The following is a 19,758-nucleotide window of genomic DNA, read 5'->3' as shown; positions in this document are numbered from 1 at the left end:
CATCAATATTGAATGTAATGGCCCCATCGCGAGCAAGCTCGCTCCCACAAGGTTTCGTGGTGTTTATTCGCCGGTGGCGATGCCCCGCGCAGGCTCGTTGATCCACTCGCTCCACGACCCGGCATACAACGAACCCAACGGATAACCGGCCAGACACAACGCAAACAGGTTGTGGCACGCCGTCACGCCGGAACCGCAATACGCCACCAGATCATTCGCCGAGCGATCACCCAGTTTCGCGGCAAAACGCTGCTTGAGCTGATCGACCGGCAGAAAACGTCCGTCACTGCCCAGGTTCTCGGTAAACGCAGCACACTGGGCGCCGGGGATGTGCCCGGCAATCGGATCGATCGGTTCCACCTCACCCTTGAAGCGCGGCAGTGCGCGGGCATCGAGCAGGGTCAGTTCCGGCCGTGCAAGGCGCTTTTGCAACTGCTCGGCACTGATCAGCAACGCCGTATCAGGACTGCCGGTAAAGGAACCACGGGTGATCGCCGGCGCATCCAGGCTCAGTGGCAAACCAGCCGCATGCCAGGCCTTGAGACCGCCATCGAGGATGAATACACCGTCGCGCTTGCCCAACCACGCCAACAACCACCAGGCCCGCGCCGCATAGGCACCTGGTCCGTCGTCATACAGAACCACTTCGCTATCGGCATTGATGCCCCAGGCTTGCAAGCGCTCGACCAGCTGCGCCGGCTCGGGTAACGGATGACGCCCGGTCACGCCCTTGACCACCGCACCACTCAAATCACGCTCAAGGTCGGCATAGCTCGAACCGGCGATGTGCCCTTCGGCATAGCTGCGCTGACCGTAATCCGGGTCTTCGAGGGCAAAACGACAATCCAGAATCACCAACCCCGGCTGGTCCTTTTTCAGATCCAGGGCTTGCGGGCTGATCAGTTGCGCAATGGGCATAGCGGGCTCCTGTGATTAAGTCGGTCTTGATCCTACTGTACTTCTTCCAGTGCCTGGGCGAGGGGCACGTAAAACTCTTCGAACAAGGCACTGACCGCATCCCGGGCCTCATCCGTGACGAACCCGGCTTCCAGCACCAGCACCTGATACACCCCGCGTTTAATGGCCTGCTCGCTCAAGTGGCTGGAGTTCTCCCTCGTGGTGCACAGGAAGCGCACCCAGGACGTGAGGATGATCCATGCATTGAGGGTCAGGGACTCGATCTGCACCTTGTCCATCTTCAGGATGCCTGCGGCGACGAAACCTTCGTAGATCGCCGAACCCTGGATCAGGCAGCGCTGGGAGAAGCGTCGATAGCGGTCGGCCAGGTCCGGATCGCTGTCGAGCAAATGTTCGAGATCGCGATGCAGAAACCGGTAGCGCCACATCGCCGACAGCAACTCCTTGAGGTAGAAGCGCTTGTCTTCCACCGTGGCGGCACGACCCTGGGGCGGGCGCAGGAAGCTGTCCACCAGGCTTTCGTACTCGCTGAACAGCACGGCGATGATCGCCTGCTTGTTCGGGAAGTGGTAGTACAGGTTGCCCGGGGAAATTTCCATATGGGCAGCGATGTGGTTGGTGCTGATGCTGCGCTCGCCCTGCTGGTTGAACAGCTCCAGGCTGTTCTGCACGATGCGCTCGCTGGTTTTGATCCGTGGGGCCATGGCTTGAGCTTTAATTCAGAGTGCGTTGACAGGCATCTTAGATCTATCCGCGAGCGGATAAAACAAGGCTGTTCCAGGATGTCATTTGACTTTTTAGAGCATAGACTCTAGAAAGTGCTTCATTACAATAAATCCGGAGCCGACCATGACTGCTGAAATTTCCTACCTGCAGAACCTACAGCAGCCGCTGGAAGAGCTTCAGGCCCTGTTCGACGCCCAGCGTGCCGCGTATGCCGCCAACCCGATGCCACCGGCCGCGCAGCGCCAGCAATGGCTCAAGGCGCTAAAGGATTTGTTGAACAATGAACGCCAGGCCCTGATCGATGCGATCAGCCAGGACTTCAGCCATCGCAGCGCCGATGAAACCCTGCTCGCGGAACTGATGCCCAGCCTGCACGGCATCCATTACGCCAGCAAACACCTCAAGGGCTGGATGCGAGCCTCGCGACGCAAGGTGGGCGCCGCTTTCCAGCCGGCTTCGGCCAAAGTGGTTTACCAACCGCTGGGCGTGGTCGGGGTCATCGTGCCGTGGAACTACCCGCTGTATCTGGCCATCGGTCCGTTGGTCGGCGCGCTGTCGGCGGGCAATCGGGTGATGCTCAAGCTCAGTGAGTCGACCCCCGCGACCGGCCTGCTGATGAAGCAACTGCTGGCGCGAATCTTCCCCGAAGACCTGGTTTGCGTGGTCCTGGGCGAGGCCAATATGGGCGTGGCGTTTTCACGCCTGCCGTTCGATCACCTGCTGTTCACTGGCGCCACCAGTATCGGCAAACACGTCATGCGCGCCGCCGCGGAAAACCTGACCCCGGTGACCCTGGAACTGGGCGGCAAATCCCCGGCCATCGTTTCCCGGGATGTGCCACTCAAGGACGCCGCCGAGCGCATCGCCTTCGGCAAGACCCTGAATGCCGGCCAGACCTGCGTGGCCCCGGACTACGTGCTGGTGCCGGAGAATCGCGTCGGAGGTTTCGTCGAAGCCTATCGCACAGCCGTCCGTGGCTTTTATCCGACGCTGGCCGACAACCCGGACTACACCGCGATCATCAATGAGCGACAGCTGGCGCGTCTCAACGGTTACGTCAGTGACGCCACCAGCAAGGGTGCGTTGCTGATGCCGCTGTTCGACCAGGGCCAGGGCCGCCGCATGAGCCATAGCCTGCTGCTCAATGTCACGGACGAGATGACGGTGATGCAGGACGAAATCTTCGGGCCGCTGCTGCCGATCGTCCCGTACAAGGATCTGGAGCAGGCATTTGCCTACATCAACCAGCGCCCTCGCCCACTGGCGCTGTATTACTTCGGCTACGACAAGCGCGAACAACAGCGCGTGCTGCACGAAACCCATTCCGGTGGCGTGTGCCTGAACGACACCCTGCTGCACGTCGCCCAGGACGATATGCCGTTTGGTGGCATTGGTGCCTCGGGCATGGGCCACTATCACGGCCATGAAGGGTTCCTCACCTTCAGCAAAGCCAAGGGCGTGTTGATCAAACAACGGTTCAACGCCGCAAAGTTGATCTATCCGCCGTACGGCAAGTTGATTCAGAAGCTGATCCAGAAGCTGTTCATCCGCTAACGATAATCACCGTCGGGTAATAACAATAATGACCCCCAGCCTGTCCGATACACCCGCGCTGTCACGGCGCGGGTTGCTTAAATTCAGCCTCGGCGCCACAGCTTTCCTCGCCACCGCCGGACTCGGAGCCAGCCTCAGCGGCTGTTCGTCGAGCGTCCCGGCCAATGGCTTCGTCACGTTACGCAGCGGCGACCTGCTGTTTTTGCGGGCGTTGATCCCGGTCATGCTCGAAGGTGCCGTGACCGCCGAACGGATGCCCGAGGCTGTCAATGGCACGCTGAAAAGCCTGGATTACAGCCTGGCCCACCTGTCGCCGGAAATGCTCAAGCTGACTCAACAACTGTTCGATGTGCTGGGCATGGCCGTGACTCGCGGGCCGCTGACCGGGATCTGGGGCAGCTGGGAAAACGCCAGTGCCAGCGACATCCAAGCTTTTCTCGATCGCTGGGAAAACAGCTCGTTGAGCCTGTTGCGTATGGGCCACAGCTCCTTGCTGCAACTGGTGATGATGGCCTGGTACGGCCGCAAGGAATCGTGGGCGCATTGCGGGTATCCCGGGCCGCCCACTGTTTAAAACTTTGCACAAAACCTGTGGGAGCGTGGCTTGCCCGCGATGGCGCCAGTTGCCTCACCACCGCATCCAAAATAATAAAGAGAACCTGAAAGATGCCCGTACCCGATCCGTTCCGCGAAGGCATGGCCCGAGGCTGGAAAACCTACAACGGCTCGCAACTGACCCAGGACCTGACACTCGAAGCGGACGTGGCGATCATCGGCAGCGGTGCCGGCGGCGGCACCACCGCAGAAATCCTCAGCGCAGCCGGATACAAGGTATTGCTGATCGAGGAAGGCCCCCTCAAGACCAGCAGCGACTTCAAGCTGCTCGAAGACGAAGCCTACGCCAACCTTTATCAGGAAGGCATTGGCCGCATGAGCAAGGACGGCGCGATCACCATCCTCCAGGGCCGGGCGGTGGGCGGTACCACGCTGATCAACTGGACCTCAAGTTTCCGTACCCCGGAGCCGACCCTCGAACACTGGGCCAAAGAGCACAACGTCAAAGGCCACAGCCCGGCGGAAATGGCGCCGTGGTTCGAGAAAATGGAGCAACGCCTGGGCGTCGCACCGTGGATGGTGCCGCCCAACGCCAACAACGATGTGATCCGCAAGGGCTGCGAAGCACTGAATTACTCATGGCACGTCATCCCGCGCAACGTTCGCGGCTGCTGGAACCTCGGATACTGCGGCATGGGCTGCCCGACCAACGCCAAGCAATCGATGATGGTCACCACCATTCCGGCGACACTGGAAAAAGGCGGTGAGCTGCTTTACCTGGCCCGCGCCGAAAAACTCACGATCAGCGGCGACAAGGTCACCGGCCTGCAATGTTCGGCGATGGATGAACGCTGCGTCGCACCGACCGGACGCACCATCACGGTCAAAGCGCGGCATTTCGTGCTGGCCGGTGGCGGCATCAACAGCCCGGCCTTGCTGATGCGTTCCGGGGCACCCGACCCGCACAAGCGCCTGGGCAAACGCACATTCCTGCACCCGGTAAACATGTCCGCCGCGTTGTTCGACAAAGTGGTCAACCCCTTCTACGGCGCGCCGCAGTCGATCTATTCCGACCATTTCCAATGGCAGGACGGCACCACGGGCAAAATGTCCTACAAACTGGAAGTCCCTCCTCTGCACCCGGCGCTGGCCACGACATTGCTCGGTGGTTTCGGTCAGGAAAACTCGCAACACATGGCCAATCTGGCCCATACCCACGCCATGCTGGCGTTGCTGCGGGACGGTTTTCACCCGGACAGCCCCGGTGGCAGCGTCGAATTGCGCAGCGATGACACGCCAGTGCTGGACTATCAGCTATCACCCTACGCCTGGGATGGATTGCGCCGGGCGTTCCATACCATGGCCGAGATACAGTTTGCCGGTGGCGCCAAGGCCGTGATGCCGATGCACGCCGACGCCCGCTACGTGAAGACCCTCGCCGAAGCGCGCACGCTGATCGACGGCCTGAGCCTGGAGTTGTACCGCACACGCCTGGGCAGCGCCCATGTGATGGGCGGTTGCGCCATGGGTGAAGACCCGACAATCGCAGTGACCGACAGCCTCGGCCGGCATCATCAACTGGGCAATCTGTCAATCCACGACGGCTCGCTGTTCCCCACCAGCATTGGCGCCAACCCGCAGCTGTCGGTCTACGGACTGACGGCGCAACTGGCGACATCCCTGGCGATGCGTTTAAAAAACCCATGAAAATGACGATAATTCTCATCGTCTATAGTGCTTTCTTACCCAACAGGCGACTTGGCCGACCGGGAAGGCTGCGATACCATCCGACTCCCCAACGGATTCCCGCCAGGACGACGCGATGAACCGAGTGTTGTACCCAGGTACCTTCGACCCTATTACCAAGGGCCATGGCGATCTGGTCGAACGCGCCTCGCGCCTGTTCGATCACGTGATCATCGCCGTCGCCGCGAGCCCGAAGAAAAACCCGTTGTTTCCTCTGGAACAACGGGTAGAACTGGCGCGCGAGGTGACTAAACATCTGCCGAACGTTGAAGTCGTCGGCTTCTCGACGCTGCTGGCGCACTTTGCCAAAGAGCAGAATGCCAACGTGTTCCTGCGTGGTTTACGCGCGGTGTCGGACTTCGAATACGAATTCCAGTTGGCGAACATGAACCGCCAGTTGGCGCCGGATGTGGAAAGCCTGTTCCTGACCCCGTCCGAGCGTTATTCGTTCATTTCCTCGACGCTGGTCCGTGAAATCGCAGCCCTGGGCGGCGATATCACCAAGTTCGTGCACCCTGTGGTGGCGGACGCACTGACCGAACGTTTCAAGAAGTAATCCCCGCAAACTGTAGGAGCGAGCCTGCTCGCGATGGGCGTCAACGATGACGCTGGAAGCCTGGCACCCCGCGGCGCTCTCAGGTTTTTCGCGAGCATGCTCGCTCCCACAGCGCCAATGCGGCACAATTAGGCGCATTGGTTTATTGCGCCCGGGCCTGCCGCCCCGGCTGGAGTTAGCATGTCCCTGATCATCACCGACGATTGCATCAACTGCGACGTCTGCGAACCTGAGTGCCCGAACGCCGCCATTTCCCAAGGCGAAGAGATCTACGTGATCGACCCGAACCTGTGCACCCAGTGTGTCGGCCACTACGACGAACCGCAGTGCCAGCAGGTCTGCCCGGTGGATTGCATTCCACTGGACGAAGCTCATCCGGAAACTGAAGAACAGTTGATGGAGAAGTACCGCAAGATTACCGGCAAGGCTTGAGGCTTCTGGCGCCTTTCAGGCCGCTATCGCGAGCAAGCTAGCTCCTACAATGACTCGATAACCCCTGTGGGAGCGAGCTTGCTCGCGATGACGTCATCCGCCTCACTGAAAATCTGACTGACTTTCAGCTCTGACAACGCGGGCAAAAAACGCTGGCGCGCTGCCCGAGTTTCACTTCCCGCAGGCCCGTGCCACAGACTTTGCAGTGCTCGCCGCCGCGACCGTACACGAACAGTTCCTGCTGGAAATATCCAGGCTGACCATCACCACCGATAAAGTCCCGCAGCGTGGTACCACCGCGCTCGATAGCGGCCGCCAGGATGCGCTTGATCTCGATAGCCAGCTTCAAGTAACGCGCACGGGAAATGCCCTTGGCTTCGCGGCGCGGGTCGATCCCGGCTGCGAACAACGCTTCGGTCGCGTAGATATTGCCGACGCCCACCACTACCGCGTTATCCATGATGAACGGCTTGACCGCCATCGAACGTCCACGGGACAGCTGGAAAAGGCGTTCGCCGTCGAACAGGTCGGTCAGCGGCTCAGGCCCCAGGCGGATCAGCAATTCGTGATTTAGCGGGTCGAGGCTCCAGAGCATTGCGCCGAAACGCCTTGGGTCGGTGTAACGCAGGGCCAGACCCGACTCCAGTTCGATGTCCACATGCTCATGCTTGGCCGCCGGCAGCCCGGCCTCCACCAGACGCAAATTGCCTGACATGCCCAAATGGCTGATCAAGGTGCCGACTTCGGCATTGATCAGCAGGTACTTGGCGCGACGCTCCACCAGTACGATGCGCTGCCCGGACAACCGCACATCAAGGTCCTCGGGAATTGGCCAGCGCAAGCGGCGTTCACGCACGATCACCCTGCTGACCCGCTGGCCTTCCAGGAACGGCGCGATACCGCGACGGGTGGTTTCGACTTCTGGCAATTCAGGCATGGTGCTCTCGGATCAGGCACATGGCCTGGAAGGTTCCGACACTCAGCGATGAGTGCCGAGGTCACGGATCGTCTGTTTGAGGGTCTCGAAGTCGTAGTCCGAGAGGCCGACATAATCGAGCACCAGCGGCGCGATACTGTTCCACTCGTGATCTTCGGTCTGATTACCCAGCACCCGGTGCGACGCGCAAATATGCTCGGCCATCTTCAGGATCGCCAGCAGGTTCTTCAACGAACTGTTGCGCGAAGACTCATCACTGAATATCGCCAGGGCATTGTGGTGATTGGCGATCGCAGCACTCACATGTTCCGGCAGACGCCAGGACTTGGCCGTGTAATACCCGACCACCGAGTGATTGGTATTGAACACCTGGTTCTCCGTGTCGACCACCCGGCATTCGGCGCTGGCGTTGGCATAGGCCTGCTCCAGTACACCCATGTAGTCGGGGAAACGCTGGAGCATCAAGGGAACGCCGCAGTCATGGAACAAGCCCAAGGCATACGCTTCATCGCCATTTTCAACGCCGATACGCTTGGCCAGAGTCAGGCAGGTCATTGCCACGTCCTGGGCGGTGTCCCAGAAACGGTTCAGAGTGACAATGGTGTCGTCATTCATCTCGCCCTTGATCGACTGTGCATTGATCAAGTTGATGACCGAGCGGCTGCCCAGCAGATTCACCGCGCGCTGGATCGAAGCAATCTTGTTGCTCAGTCCGTAATACGGCGAATTGACGATTTTCAGCAGGGAGCCGGAAAGCCCAGGATCCTGGGAGATCAGTTTGGCGATAACTTCCAGATCCGGGTCGGGCATGTACTGCTCCATCTGCAAATCCACCATGATTTGCGGCTGGGCCGGTACGCTGATGCCCTGCAGGGCTTGTTGGATCTGTTCGGAAGTCAGCTCTTGGGACATGTGTGCACACTCTGGGTCAGGCGGCGATTCTAACCTTTATAAAGTTGGATCCGACATACCAAATCTCAAGACAACGCTCGCCACATGTCCACTTGCAGGCCAATCCGGGGCCTCAACACGCTATACTCCCGCTCTTTTTTCCGGAGCGACGACATGTCCCTGCCTAGCCTGCGCCTCAAAGCCAACGCCGACCGTCGTCTGCGCAACGGTCACTTGTGGGTCTACAGCAACGAAATCGATGTAGCCGCTACGCCTTTGCACGGTTTCAAGGCCGGCGACCAGGCGATCCTCGAAGCCGCCGGCGGAAAGCCGCTGGGTATCGTCGCCATGAGCCCGAACAACCTGATCTGCGCCCGTTTGCTGTCGCGCGACATCAAGCTGCCGTTGGACAAATCGCTGCTGGTGCACCGCCTGAACGTAGCCCTGTCCCTGCGCGAGCGCCTGTTCGACAAACCGTACTATCGCCTGGTCTACGGCGACTCCGACCTGTTGCCAGGCCTGGTGGTTGACCGTTTCGGCGACATCCTGGTGGTGCAGATCGCATCGGCGACCATGGAAGCCCATAAAGACGACGTGATCGCGGCGCTGACCCAAGTGCTCAAGCCAAGCGGCATTCTGTTCAAGAACGACTCCGCTGCCCGTGACGCCGAAGGCCTCAACCGCTACGTCGAAACCGTGTTCGGCCTGGTGCCGGAGTGGGTTGCCCTCGAAGAGAACGGCGTGAAATTCGAAGCGCCAGTCATCCAGGGTCAGAAAACCGGCTGGTTCTACGACCACCGCATGAACCGCGCACGCCTGGCGCCTTATGCCAAGGGCAAGCGCGTACTGGACCTCTACAGCTACATCGGCGGTTGGGGCGTGCAGGCTGCCGCATTCGGCGCCAGTGAAGTGTTCTGCGTTGACGCATCGGCCTTCGCCCTCGACGGCGTCGAGCGCAACGCCGCGCTGAACGGCTTCGCCGAAAAAATGACCTGCATCGAAGGCGACGTGTTCGAAGCCCTCAAAGAACTGAAAGCCAGCGAAGAACGCTTCGACGTGATCGTGGCCGACCCGCCGGCGTTCATCAAACGCAAGAAAGACATGAAAAACGGCGAAGGCGCCTACCGCCGCCTGAACGAACAAGCCATGCGCCTGCTCACCAAGGACGGCATCCTGTTCAGCGCCTCCTGCTCGATGCACCTGCCGGAAGACGACCTGCAGAACATCCTGCTGACCAGCGCCCGCCACCTGGACCGCAATATCCAGATGCTCGAACGCGGCGGCCAGGGTCCGGATCATCCGGTGCATCCGGCCATCCCGGAAACCCGCTACATCAAGAGCATTACCTGCCGGTTGCTGCCAAACAGCTAACAACCCAAACCACTGTAGGAGCGAGCTTGCTCGCGATGGTCGTCAACGATAACGCGGGGAACCTGATGCCCCGCGGCGTCTTTGGATTCGTCGCGAGCGAGCTGGCTCCTACAGGGTGCAAGACACATCCAGATCCACTGTCGAAACGACAACCTCCCACCCCGCGCCTACCGTTTCTCTTCTAACCACAGAAGAGGACAACGGAATGTCCAACACCCCACAAGCTAACCGTTTACGTACTGGCCGCCGCTCGGAACCCGGGCGCATCTATCTCCTGACCGCAGTCACCCATGAACGGCAACCTATCTTCAATGATTTGTACGTTGGACGTTTGGTAGTGAACGAATTCAGAAGAGCTCATGAAGCCGGCAATGCCACCTCGATAGCCTGGGTGCTCATGCCGGATCACTTTCATTGGCTGGTTGAATTGCACAACGGTGATTTGCCGAAACTGATGCAGGCGGCCAAATCCAGAAGTGCTCGCGCCATCAACCAGCGAAGAGGCCGCCACGAAACGCTATGGCAAAAGGGTTACTTCGACCGAGCCCTGCGCCACGAGGAAGACCTGAAAGCAGCCGCCCGATACATCATCGCCAACCCCTTGCGCGCCGGACTTGTGTCTCGGGTTGGAGACTACCCGCTGTGGGATGCCATGTGGCTTTAATACTGTAGGAGCGAGCTCGCTCGCGATGGTCGTCAACGATAACGCGGGGAACCTGACACCCCGCGGCGTTCTCGGGTTCATCGCGAGCGAGCTCGCTCCTACGGGGGCGGTCGCCGAACGTCTTGTGAATGCTTGCAGCCATTCCCTCCAGCCGCCAGCCGTGTAGAATCGCGAACATTCATCGCCAGTCATCCCCGGCGGGTTTATGAGCTCAAGCTGAAGCGCGCGGCGATCCCGCAAAGTTATCGGCAACTTCCGGACACGCGGCCATTTCTGAGTGTTCCAGACGTCAATAGAAGCTCACTTCCCTTTTGATACCTGATTAGCCGCCCGGAGTGCTTCATGCCTGATTACCGCTCGAAAACATCCACCCACGGCCGCAACATGGCCGGCGCCCGCGCACTGTGGCGCGCCACAGGGATGAAAGATGACGACTTCAAGAAGCCGATCATCGCCATTGCCAACTCCTTCACCCAGTTCGTACCGGGGCACGTGCACCTGAAAGATCTGGGCCAACTGGTCGCCCGCGAGATCGAACGCGCTGGCGGTGTGGCAAAAGAATTCAACACCATCGCTGTCGATGACGGCATCGCCATGGGCCACGACGGCATGCTGTATTCGCTGCCGAGCCGCGAGATCATCGCCGACTCCGTCGAGTACATGGTCAACGCCCACTGCGCCGACGCCATCGTCTGCATCTCCAACTGCGACAAGATCACCCCTGGCATGCTGATGGCGTCCCTGCGCCTGAATATCCCGGTGATCTTCGTGTCCGGCGGCCCGATGGAAGCCGGCAAGACCAAACTGGCCAGCCACGGTCTCGACCTGGTCGACGCCATGGTGATCGCCGCCGACTCCAGCGCTTCTGACGAGAAAGTCGCCGAGTACGAGCGCAGCGCTTGCCCGACTTGCGGTTCGTGCTCCGGCATGTTCACCGCCAACTCGATGAACTGCCTGGTCGAAGCCCTGGGCCTGGCCTTGCCGGGCAACGGTTCGACCCTGGCCACCCACAGCGACCGCGAGCAGCTGTTCCTGCAGGCCGGCCGCACCATCGTCGAGCTGTGCAAGCGTTACTACGGCGAGAACGATCAGTCGGTGTTGCCGCGCAACATCGCCAACTTCCAGGCGTTCGAAAACGCCATGACCCTGGACATCGCCATGGGCGGTTCCACCAACACCATCCTGCACTTGCTGGCTGCTGCCCAGGAAGCCGAGATCGATTTCGACCTGCGCGACATCGACCGTCTTTCGCGCAACGTACCGCAACTGTGCAAGGTCGCGCCGAACATCCAGAAGTACCACATGGAAGACGTGCACCGCGCTGGCGGCATCTTCAGCATCCTCGGCTCGCTGGCCCGTGGCGGCCTGCTGCACACCCAGTTGCCGACCGTGCACAGCCGCAGCATGGAAGAAGCCATTGCCAAGTGGGACATCACCCAGACCACCGACGAAGCCGTGCACCACTTCTTCAAGGCCGGTCCTGCAGGCATCCCGACGCAAACCGCGTTCAGCCAGTCGACTCGTTGGGAAACCCTGGACGACGACCGTGAAAACGGCTGTATCCGCAGTGTCGAGCATGCTTACTCGCAAGAAGGCGGCCTGGCCGTGCTCTACGGCAACATCGCCCTGGACGGCTGCGTGGTGAAAACCGCCGGCGTCGACGAGTCGATCCACGTGTTCGAAGGCAACGCCAAGATCTTCGAAAGCCAGGACAGCGCCGTACGCGGCATCCTCGCGGACGAAGTGAAGGAAGGCGACATCGTCATCATTCGCTACGAAGGCCCGAAAGGCGGCCCGGGCATGCAGGAAATGCTGTACCCGACGTCGTACCTGAAATCCAAAGGCCTGGGCAAAGCCTGCGCCCTGTTGACCGACGGCCGTTTCTCCGGCGGTACCTCGGGCCTATCCATCGGCCACGCTTCGCCTGAAGCGGCTGCCGGCGGCGCAATCGGCCTGGTGCAGGACGGCGACAAAGTGCTGATCGACATTCCGAACCGCTCGATCAACCTCTTGGTCAGCGACGAAGAACTGGCGGCACGCCGGGTCGAGCAGGATAAGAAAGGCTGGAAACCGGTGGAAGTGCGTCCACGTAAAGTGACCACCGCGTTGAAAGCCTACGCCCTGCTGGCGACCAGCGCCGACAAGGGTGCTGTGCGTAACAAGGCGATGCTCGACGGGCTGTAAGGCATAACCGTCGGACAAAAAATGCCCCGCCCAGTGCGGGGCATTTTTGTTTCTGCCAGTCACCTTTCACCTGTAGGAGCGAGCATGCTCGCGATGGACTGGAGAACGCCGCTGGGTGTCAGGCTTCCAGCGTTATCGTTGACGACCATCGCGAGCAGGCTCGCTCCTACAAGGGCAGAACTATTCCTGTGGATCGAGATTATCGAGGGCCTGGTTCACCGCCAGCTCGCCCAGCATGATGACCTGCGCAATCCCCAGCATCGTGCTGCGTTGGGAGCCTTCCAGCAGGCCGGCGAAATCGCTGGCCATGACATTGGCCGAGGCGAGGGATTCGCAGGCGTGGGCCAACAGGGTTTCGGTGTCGAGGCCGGGTGCGATCAGGAATGTTCGGCTGGGTTTGCGCGGAGGATCGGGGGTAATTTTGAGCATAGATAAAACTCCTTACACCATAAGACAAGGAGCCATCACCCTCGCTACCAAACGAAGGGTGGCGGCCATGCGCAGGTTGGTAGACCGGGGTGTAAGGAAACCGGCGCCCCCGAAAGCGCCCTGTGCATGACCACCATAAAAAGCAGAGACGCAAGAACGTCTGCAAATCATGATGTTTTGCACCCTACACAGCCGGGCTACCAAACCCGATCACTGATGTTCAGCGACAGGTAGACGGTAGAGTCCAGGAGCAAGGCGCACAAGCCGGCGGATTCTGGCGTAGTCGTAGTCCCTTATGCAAGAAAGCGTAGGTTGCGACTGTCAGAGGATGTCGATCAAACAGAGGCTTTCATTGCACCGACTGGCCTCATCGCGAGCAAACTCGCTCCCACAATGGATCTGCGTTGAACACTGGATTGGGGAACAACACCGATCAAACTGTAGGAGCGAGCTTGCTCGCGATGAACGCAAGGACACCGCGTCAAATCAGACAGCACGCGTCATCGTTAACGACCATCGCGAGCAAGCTCGCTCCTACAATTACTGGATTTCTTCAGGCTTGACGACCACCCAGTTCTTGTCGGCAGTCACGGTGAGCCCTTCCTTGGCCTGGGCCGCAGCGTGCTTGGCCATCATGCCTTGGATCTGGGTCATGTATTTGTCTTTGCGGTTGACCCACAGGTGGATGCCGCCCTTGGCCACGTCAACACTGTGGAACAACATGTAACCGTCACTGGTCGGGGTATCGCCGCCGACCAGCACCGGTTTTTTCCACTCATCGATGTAGGTCAGAATTGCCGCGTGCTTGCCGGCCATCCAGGTCGCCGGGGTCCACAGGTATGGGGTCACTTCAAGGCCGAGGTTGGCCTTCTCGTCATACTTGCCGGCGGTGATCTGCTTGCGCGCAGTGGTCAGCTCGCCAGTCTTCGGGTCCTTGAGCAGCAGCGACACGCCGATCACGTTCTGCGGTTTTACGTTGTAGCCGTACTTCGGATCGGCCGCGACCATGCGCACCAGTTCTTCGGAGGCGGCGGTCATCACATAGACCTCGATGCCGTTCTCCATCAGTTTGTTGTACAGCTCTTGCTGGCCCGTGAAGATCTTCGGCGGGTTGACGTCGAGTTTCTTGACCACGTCGCCTTCGTAATAAGTGGCCGGTACCGGTTTGCCCGACGCCATCATCTCGTCGACGTAGCCCTTGAGTTCCTTGAGCGTAAAGCCGGAGAACACCTGGGCGACCCATGGATAGCAAACCATGTCGTCGACTTCACAGAGGCGGTAGTAGTAGCTGAACAGGCTTTCCTTGTGGTCGGCGGTGTCCTTGAACGGCATCAGCTTCAGGGAGGGATCGAGTTTGTCGCGGGTGATCAGGCCCTTGTTTTCCATGAACGGCAGCAATGACTCTTCCAGGTCATAGCGGTAACTGGTGTTGTCCATGTCGAAAACTGCGTAGTTACCTTTGTTGGCGTTGGCCGCGATCATCGCGTCCAGTGCCTTGGCCTGATCGGCTGGCCAGTGTTTCAGATCCGTTGCGAAAACCTGGCCGGCAAGGCCCAGGCAAAGTGCTGCAGCCAGTAATTTCGGTGCGAACTTCATCGGCGTTTCTCCCTGAATGTGAAAGGTATCGACGCTAACAAATAAGTGTGACAGTCCTCGTCTGTCAGCGACCGTCCGCGTCCCTTTCGCGTCAGTTGCATTTCTGACAGCGACATCCGCTTATTCCAAAAACGACGGACACCCTACGTTTTTGATATTAATTCATTAGTTTTCAAGCTGTTAGGCTTGCCGGTTCGCAGCTGCCCCGGAAGGCAGCTGGCAAAAGTCTAATGGGAGTTCCAATGAATCTGCCGCTGATTCTCAATCTGCTGGTGTTCCTCGCCCTGCTCCTGGGCCTGGCGCAAACCCGCCACACCACTTGGAGCCTGGCGAAAAAAGTCCTGCTCGCACTGGTGCTGGGCGTGGCGTTCGGTGTGGCCTTGCACACGGTCTACGGTGCCGGCAACCCGGTGCTGAAAGCCTCGATCGGCTGGTTCGATCTGGTGGGCAACGGTTATGTGCAATTGCTGCAAATGATCGTGATCCCCTTGGTGTTCGCCTCGATCCTCAGCGCCGTGGCCCGCCTGCACAACGCCTCATCGCTAGGCAAGATCAGCTTCCTGACCATCGGCACGCTGCTGTTCACCACGGCCATCGCGGCGTTGATCGGTATCGGCCTGACCAACCTGTTCGGCATGACCGCCGAAGGCCTGGTGGCCGGCACCCAGGAAATGGCGCGCCTGCAAACCATCCAGACCGATTACGCCGGCAAGGTCGCCGACCTGAATGTGCCGCAGCTGTTGCTGTCGTTCATTCCGCAAAACCCGTTCGCCGACCTGGCGCGAGCCAAGCCGACGTCGATCATCAGTGTGGTGATTTTCGCTGCGTTCCTGGGTGTCGCGGCGCTACAACTGCTCAAGGATGATGCCGAGAAAGGTCAGAAAGTGATCAACGCCATCGACACCCTGCAAGCCTGGGTGATGCGCCTGGTGCGTCTGGTGATGAAGCTGACCCCGTACGGTGTGCTGGCGCTGATGACCAAAGTGGTCGCTGGCTCCAACCTGCAAGACATCATCAAGCTCGGCAGTTTTGTCGTGGTGTCTTACATCGGCCTTGGCCTGATGTTTGTGGTGCATGGCGTGCTGGTGTCGGCCGCCGGGATCAATCCGCTGCGCTTCTTCCGCAAGATCTGGCCGGTGCTGACGTTTGCCTTCACCAGCCGCTCCAGCGCTGCGACGATTCCGTTGAGCATCGAGGCGCAGACCCGCCGCCTGGGCATCCCGCAGTCCATCGCCAGTTTCGCCGCTTCGTTCGGCGCGACCATCGGCCAGAACGGTTGTGCCGGCCTGTACCCGGCGATGTTGGCGGTGATGGTGGCGCCGACTGTGGGCATCAACCCGCTGGACCCGCTGTGGATCGCGACACTGGTGGCGATTGTGACCCTGAGCTCGGCCGGTGTGGCCGGAGTGGGTGGCGGCGCGACGTTTGCGGCGCTGATCGTGCTGCCGGCGATGGGCTTGCCGGTGTCACTGGTGGCGTTGCTGATTTCGGTCGAGCCACTGATTGATATGGGGCGTACGGCATTGAACGTCAGTGGTTCGATGACGGCTGGGGCGATTACCAGCCAGGTGATGCAGCAGACTGATAAAGAATTGCTGGATGCGGATGAGCATTCGGCGTTGGCTCAGGCTTGAGTAGCGTCTGAAAGACCGCTATCGCGAGCAAGCTCGCTCCCACAGGGATTTTGGGTGTTCACACAATTTGTGATTCACCTCAAACCCACTGTGCGAGCCTGCTCGCGAAGCTTTTAAACCTTTTCCCAGACTTCGAAGTTGTAGGCCGGCTTGTCATCCACCGCCGGATTTTCGGTGTTGGAAACCAGCTTCCACTGGCCCAAATCAAATTCCGGAAACCACGCATCCCCTTCCGGGCTCAGCGCCACGCGGGTCAGGTATAACCGATCAGCCTGCGCCAGCCCTTGCGCATACAACTGCGCGCCACCAATCAGCATCAGCTCTTCGACGCCCTGTTCCTTCGCCCATGCTTCGGCGCGGACAACGGCGGCTTCCAGCGACGGATAAACCTCCGCGCCTTCGAGCTGCAGATCCGTTTGACGGCTGACCACGATGTTCAGGCGGCCCGGCAACGGACGACCGAGTGAGTCCCAGGTCTTGCGCCCCATGATGATCGGCTTGCCCAGGGTGGTGGCCTTGAAATATTTGAAGTCCCCCGGCAAGTGCCAGGGCATGCTGTTGTCGACGCCGATCACACGGTTTTCACCGAGGGCTGCGATCAGGCTGAGGGGGAGTGATTTAGTCATGCCGGCGAGGATACCAGAGCCTCGCTTTCGCCGATAAGCGCCACAGCGGTTATGCTCACAGCTCAATTAAGCGACGGGATGCCGCGTGACTGAACTCAATACCCTCTGGCTGACAGAAACCATCCGACTGCGCGAAGAACACGCAGGCCCCTTGGAAGACCTTGAAGCCAACCGGCTGGCCCGTAGCGTCGGCGGTGATTTGCCGTCGCGCATTCAACGCCGGGCCCTGTGGCTGGCTGAACGCGATGGCCTGACCGCAGCCCTCCAACACTGGCTGCAGGGCGCACGACTGGCGCTGATCGTAATGGCGGTGCTGGCGGTGATCAGCGGCGCCGGCCTGGCCTTTGCCGCAATGGGCGATGGCCTGCACCCGGTGAATGTGTTCTGGGCCTTGGGCAGCCTGCTCGGGCTCAACCTGATCCTGCTGCTGAGTTGGGCCCTGGGCCTGGCGTTTGCCGGAGAACACGACGCCAGCCTCGGGCGACTATGGCTGTGGCTAAGTGAAAAACTCGCCCGGGACGCCAAGGCCACGCAACTGGCCCCCGCCCTGCTCCTGTTGTTGCAACGGCAGAAGCTCAATCGCTGGGCCATCGGCGTAGTGGTCAACGGCCTGTGGTTGCTGGCGATGATCAGCGCCTTGGTCATTCTGCTGACACTGATGGCAACCCGGCGCTACGGCTTCGTCTGGGAAACCACCATCCTCAGTGCCGACACCTTTATTGCCGTAACCCAGGCGCTTGGCGCCCTGCCGGCCCTGCTCGGTTTCAGTGTTCCCACCGAGCAGATGATCCGTGCCAGCGGCGACGCGGCTCTGAGTATCGAAAGCGCCCGCCAGGCCTGGGCAGCATGGCTGGTTGGCGTTCTGCTGGTCTATGGGATTTTGCCGCGCCTGCTGCTCGCACTGTTTTGCCTGTGGCGCTGGAAATCCGGGCAAACGGCGCTCCGACTGGATTTGAACCTGCCCGGCTACGCACAGCTTCGCGAACGTTTGATGCCCACCAGCGAGCGTCTCGGCATCAGCGATGCGGCGCCTGAGCAACTGCATCGCGTGGAAAGCGGCGTCAGCGAACAACAAAGTGATGGTGCTCTATTGGTCGCCATCGAGCTGGACGACGACCGCCCGTGGCCACCGCAATTACCGAAAAACGTGAGCAACGCTGGCATCCTCGACAGCCGCGAATCTCGACACAAACTCCTCGAACAATTGACCCGCTTTCCCCCGGCACGCTTGGCCATTGCGTGCGATCCACGGCGCTCGCCGGATCGCGGTAGCCTGGCCCTGATTGCCGAACTGGCCCGCAGCGCCAGCGCCACCCGAGTGTGGTTGTTGCAGGCGCCCCCCGGTGAAGCGCTGGACGCCGAGCGCCTGGGCGACTGGCATGTGGCGCTACAACAGCTTGAGCTGCCGTTTGCCGATTGTGCACCGATGAACTGGCTGGAGACGGGTCATGACTAATCCCCTGAAACTCGCCGTGGTCGGCCACACCAACGTCGGTAAAACCTCACTGCTGCGCACCCTGACCCGCGACGTCGGCTTCGGTGAAGTGTCCCATCGTCCCAGCACCACGCGGCATGTCGAGGGCGCACGGTTGTCGGTGGACGGCGAGCCCTTGCTCGATCTCTACGACACCCCGGGCCTGGAAGACGCCATCGCCCTGCTCGACTACCTCGAACGCCTGGAGCGGCCTGGCGAACGCCTCGACGGTCCGGCGCGGCTGGCGCGTTTCCTGGATGGCAGCGAAGCCCGGCAACGCTTCGAACAGGAGGCCAAAGTGCTGCGCCAGTTGCTGGCGTCGGACGCCGGGCTCTACGTGATCGACGCCCGTGAGCCGGTGCTCGCCAAGTATCGCGACGAGCTGGAAGTGCTGGCCAGTTGCGGCAAACCCTTGCTGCCGGTGCTGAACTTCGTCAGCAGCACCAACCACCGCGAGCCGGCATGGCGTGAAGCGCTGGCGAGGCTGGGCTTGCATGCCTTGGTGCGCTTCGACAGCGTCGCACCGCCGGAGGATGGCGAGCGTCGCCTCTATGAAAGTCTCGCCCTGCTGCTGGAAACGGCCCGACCACAACTCGAACGCCTGATCGCCGACCAGCAGACCCAGCGTCTGGCTCGCCAACAAAGCGCCGAGCGATTGATTGCCGAATTGCTGATCGATTGCGCGGCCTGCCGGCGCAGCGTGGTCAGTGAAGCCGAGCAGGAACAACAGGCGATCAGCGAACTGCGCAAAGCCGTACGCCAGCGTGAGCAGCGTTGCGTCGAGGCCCTGCTCAAGCTCTATGCCTTCCGTCCACAGGATGCCGCGGCCAGTGATTTGCCGCTGCTCGACGGTCGTTGGGGCGACGATTTGTTCAACCCGGAAACCCTGAAACAACTGGGCGTTCGGGTCGGTGGTGGTATCGCAGCGGGTGCCGCTGCCGGGGCCGGGGTCGATTTGCTGGTGGGCGGCATCACGCTAGGCGCGGCGGCATTGGCCGGAGCGATTGCCGGCGGCGCGCTGCAAACCGCCCGCAGTTATGGCAGTCGCTTGCTCGGCAAGATCAAGGGCCAGCGCGAACTGACGGTGGATGACAACGTGTTGCGCCTGTTGGCGTTGCGCCAGCGGCAATTGCTGCAAGCGCTCAATGCCCGTGGGCACGCGGCGATGGACAGCATTCAGGTGGCCACGCCACAGGATAAAACCTGGCGCGAAGGCAAACTGCCCGAGACCCTGAACAAGGCGCGGGCGCATCCGCAGTGGTCGTCGCTCAATCCTCATTCAAAATTGAATCAGGCGGAGCGGCAGGAGCAGATCGAGGTTCTGGCACAACAGCTGTAGAGGCAGGAACACTTGCTTTGCCTGGACTGACGCCATCGCGAGCAAGCTCGCTCCCACAGGGTTTTGTGCTGGGACATCAATCTGTGTCCAGACACAGATCCAATGTGGGGGCGAGCTTGCTCCGGG

The 19,758-nt window shown here is 60.5% G+C and carries 18 protein-coding genes; 11 read left to right on the top strand and 7 right to left on the bottom strand.

Translation table 11 applies throughout. From position 1 onward, the window contains the following. Positions 1-63: 63 nt before the first annotated feature. Together AC3WTM_RS18815 and AC3WTM_RS18810 are read right to left on the bottom strand one after the other, a co-directional pair. The gene (locus tag AC3WTM_RS18815) at positions 64-918 is read right to left on the bottom strand and encodes a sulfurtransferase (protein ID WP_102670613.1); all 855 of its coding nucleotides are present in this window, start codon (positions 916-918) and stop codon (positions 64-66) included. A gap of 32 nt (positions 919-950) precedes the next feature. Beyond that, positions 951-1,622, bottom strand: coding sequence for a TetR/AcrR family transcriptional regulator (locus AC3WTM_RS18810; protein WP_008048320.1), 672 nt, complete (start codon positions 1,620-1,622; stop codon positions 951-953). A 145-nt stretch (positions 1,623-1,767) separates the two neighbouring features. Here AC3WTM_RS18810 and AC3WTM_RS18805 point away from each other — a divergent pair, with 145 nt between their 5' ends. The 5 genes from AC3WTM_RS18805 (at position 1,768) to AC3WTM_RS18785 (ending at position 6,487) form a co-directional block, all read left to right on the top strand. Continuing rightward, positions 1,768-3,198: a coniferyl aldehyde dehydrogenase gene (locus AC3WTM_RS18805; protein ID WP_102670612.1), complete on the top strand. Its 1,431-nt coding sequence runs from the start codon at positions 1,768-1,770 to the stop codon at positions 3,196-3,198. Positions 3,199-3,226: 28 nt separating this feature from the next. Next, complete coding sequence (locus tag AC3WTM_RS18800) at positions 3,227-3,772, top strand: twin-arginine translocation pathway signal protein (RefSeq protein WP_102670611.1); 546 nt, start codon at positions 3,227-3,229, stop codon at positions 3,770-3,772. A 92-nt stretch (positions 3,773-3,864) separates the two neighbouring features. Then, complete coding sequence (locus AC3WTM_RS18795; RefSeq protein ID WP_102670610.1) at positions 3,865-5,460, top strand: GMC family oxidoreductase; 1,596 nt, start codon at positions 3,865-3,867, stop codon at positions 5,458-5,460. A 115-nt stretch (positions 5,461-5,575) separates the two neighbouring features. Further along, positions 5,576-6,055 (top strand): pantetheine-phosphate adenylyltransferase, encoded by a 480-nt coding sequence (coaD, locus tag AC3WTM_RS18790; protein WP_007939322.1) that lies wholly within the window; start codon positions 5,576-5,578, stop codon positions 6,053-6,055. Between the two features lie 180 nt (positions 6,056-6,235). Continuing rightward, entirely contained in the window at positions 6,236-6,487 is a 252-nt protein-coding gene (locus AC3WTM_RS18785; protein ID WP_003195146.1) for a YfhL family 4Fe-4S dicluster ferredoxin, read from the top strand. A gap of 124 nt (positions 6,488-6,611) precedes the next feature. Here the strand turns inward: AC3WTM_RS18785 and mutM are convergent, their stop codons facing one another. Both mutM and AC3WTM_RS18775 read right to left on the bottom strand, forming a co-directional pair. Further along, on the bottom strand, positions 6,612-7,424 hold the full coding sequence (gene mutM, locus AC3WTM_RS18780) for a bifunctional DNA-formamidopyrimidine glycosylase/DNA-(apurinic or apyrimidinic site) lyase (RefSeq protein ID WP_102670609.1): 813 nt from the start codon (positions 7,422-7,424) through the stop codon (positions 6,612-6,614). Between the two features lie 42 nt (positions 7,425-7,466). Then, positions 7,467-8,336 (bottom strand): HDOD domain-containing protein, encoded by an 870-nt coding sequence (locus AC3WTM_RS18775; RefSeq protein ID WP_102670608.1) that lies wholly within the window; start codon positions 8,334-8,336, stop codon positions 7,467-7,469. Between the two features lie 153 nt (positions 8,337-8,489). On the opposite strand from AC3WTM_RS18775, the gene AC3WTM_RS18770 reads away from it, so the two are divergent. From AC3WTM_RS18770 to ilvD, 3 genes are all read left to right on the top strand, one after another. After that, positions 8,490-9,686, top strand: a complete 1,197-nt coding sequence (locus AC3WTM_RS18770) for a class I SAM-dependent rRNA methyltransferase (RefSeq protein WP_102670607.1) — start codon at positions 8,490-8,492, stop codon at positions 9,684-9,686. 205 nt (positions 9,687-9,891) lie between these two features. Next, positions 9,892-10,350, top strand: a complete 459-nt coding sequence (locus tag AC3WTM_RS18765; RefSeq protein ID WP_102670606.1) for an REP-associated tyrosine transposase — start codon at positions 9,892-9,894, stop codon at positions 10,348-10,350. Positions 10,351-10,692: 342 nt separating this feature from the next. After that, entirely contained in the window at positions 10,693-12,534 is a 1,842-nt protein-coding gene (gene ilvD, locus AC3WTM_RS18760; RefSeq protein ID WP_102670604.1) for a dihydroxy-acid dehydratase, read from the top strand. A 180-nt stretch (positions 12,535-12,714) separates the two neighbouring features. Here the strand turns inward: ilvD and AC3WTM_RS18755 are convergent, their stop codons facing one another. Both AC3WTM_RS18755 and AC3WTM_RS18750 read right to left on the bottom strand, forming a co-directional pair. Beyond that, positions 12,715-12,963 (bottom strand): DUF6124 family protein, encoded by a 249-nt coding sequence (locus AC3WTM_RS18755; protein ID WP_102670603.1) that lies wholly within the window; start codon positions 12,961-12,963, stop codon positions 12,715-12,717. Positions 12,964-13,503: 540 nt separating this feature from the next. Next, positions 13,504-14,559: an HAD family hydrolase gene (locus AC3WTM_RS18750; protein ID WP_102670602.1), complete on the bottom strand. Its 1,056-nt coding sequence runs from the start codon at positions 14,557-14,559 to the stop codon at positions 13,504-13,506. 242 nt (positions 14,560-14,801) lie between these two features. On the opposite strand from AC3WTM_RS18750, the gene AC3WTM_RS18745 reads away from it, so the two are divergent. After that, complete coding sequence (locus AC3WTM_RS18745; protein WP_102670601.1) at positions 14,802-16,193, top strand: L-cystine transporter; 1,392 nt, start codon at positions 14,802-14,804, stop codon at positions 16,191-16,193. A 113-nt stretch (positions 16,194-16,306) separates the two neighbouring features. On the opposite strand, the gene AC3WTM_RS18740 is transcribed toward AC3WTM_RS18745, so the two are convergent. After that, on the bottom strand, positions 16,307-16,819 hold the full coding sequence (locus AC3WTM_RS18740; RefSeq protein WP_102670600.1) for a dihydrofolate reductase: 513 nt from the start codon (positions 16,817-16,819) through the stop codon (positions 16,307-16,309). A gap of 85 nt (positions 16,820-16,904) precedes the next feature. Between AC3WTM_RS18740 and AC3WTM_RS18735 the strand changes: the two genes are divergently transcribed. Together AC3WTM_RS18735 and AC3WTM_RS18730 are read left to right on the top strand one after the other, a co-directional pair. After that, positions 16,905-18,275: a DUF2868 domain-containing protein gene (locus AC3WTM_RS18735; RefSeq protein WP_102670599.1), complete on the top strand. Its 1,371-nt coding sequence runs from the start codon at positions 16,905-16,907 to the stop codon at positions 18,273-18,275. Further along, on the top strand, positions 18,268-19,632 hold the full coding sequence (locus tag AC3WTM_RS18730; RefSeq protein WP_102670598.1) for a GTPase/DUF3482 domain-containing protein: 1,365 nt from the start codon (positions 18,268-18,270) through the stop codon (positions 19,630-19,632). The genes AC3WTM_RS18735 and AC3WTM_RS18730 overlap by 8 nt, the downstream gene beginning before the upstream one ends. Positions 19,633-19,758: the final 126 nt, after the last annotated feature.

The sequence above is a fragment of the Pseudomonas sp. EU05-FHT14B02 genome (assembly GCF_058791055.1).
This window is presented reverse-complemented; position numbering and strand designations above follow the sequence as displayed.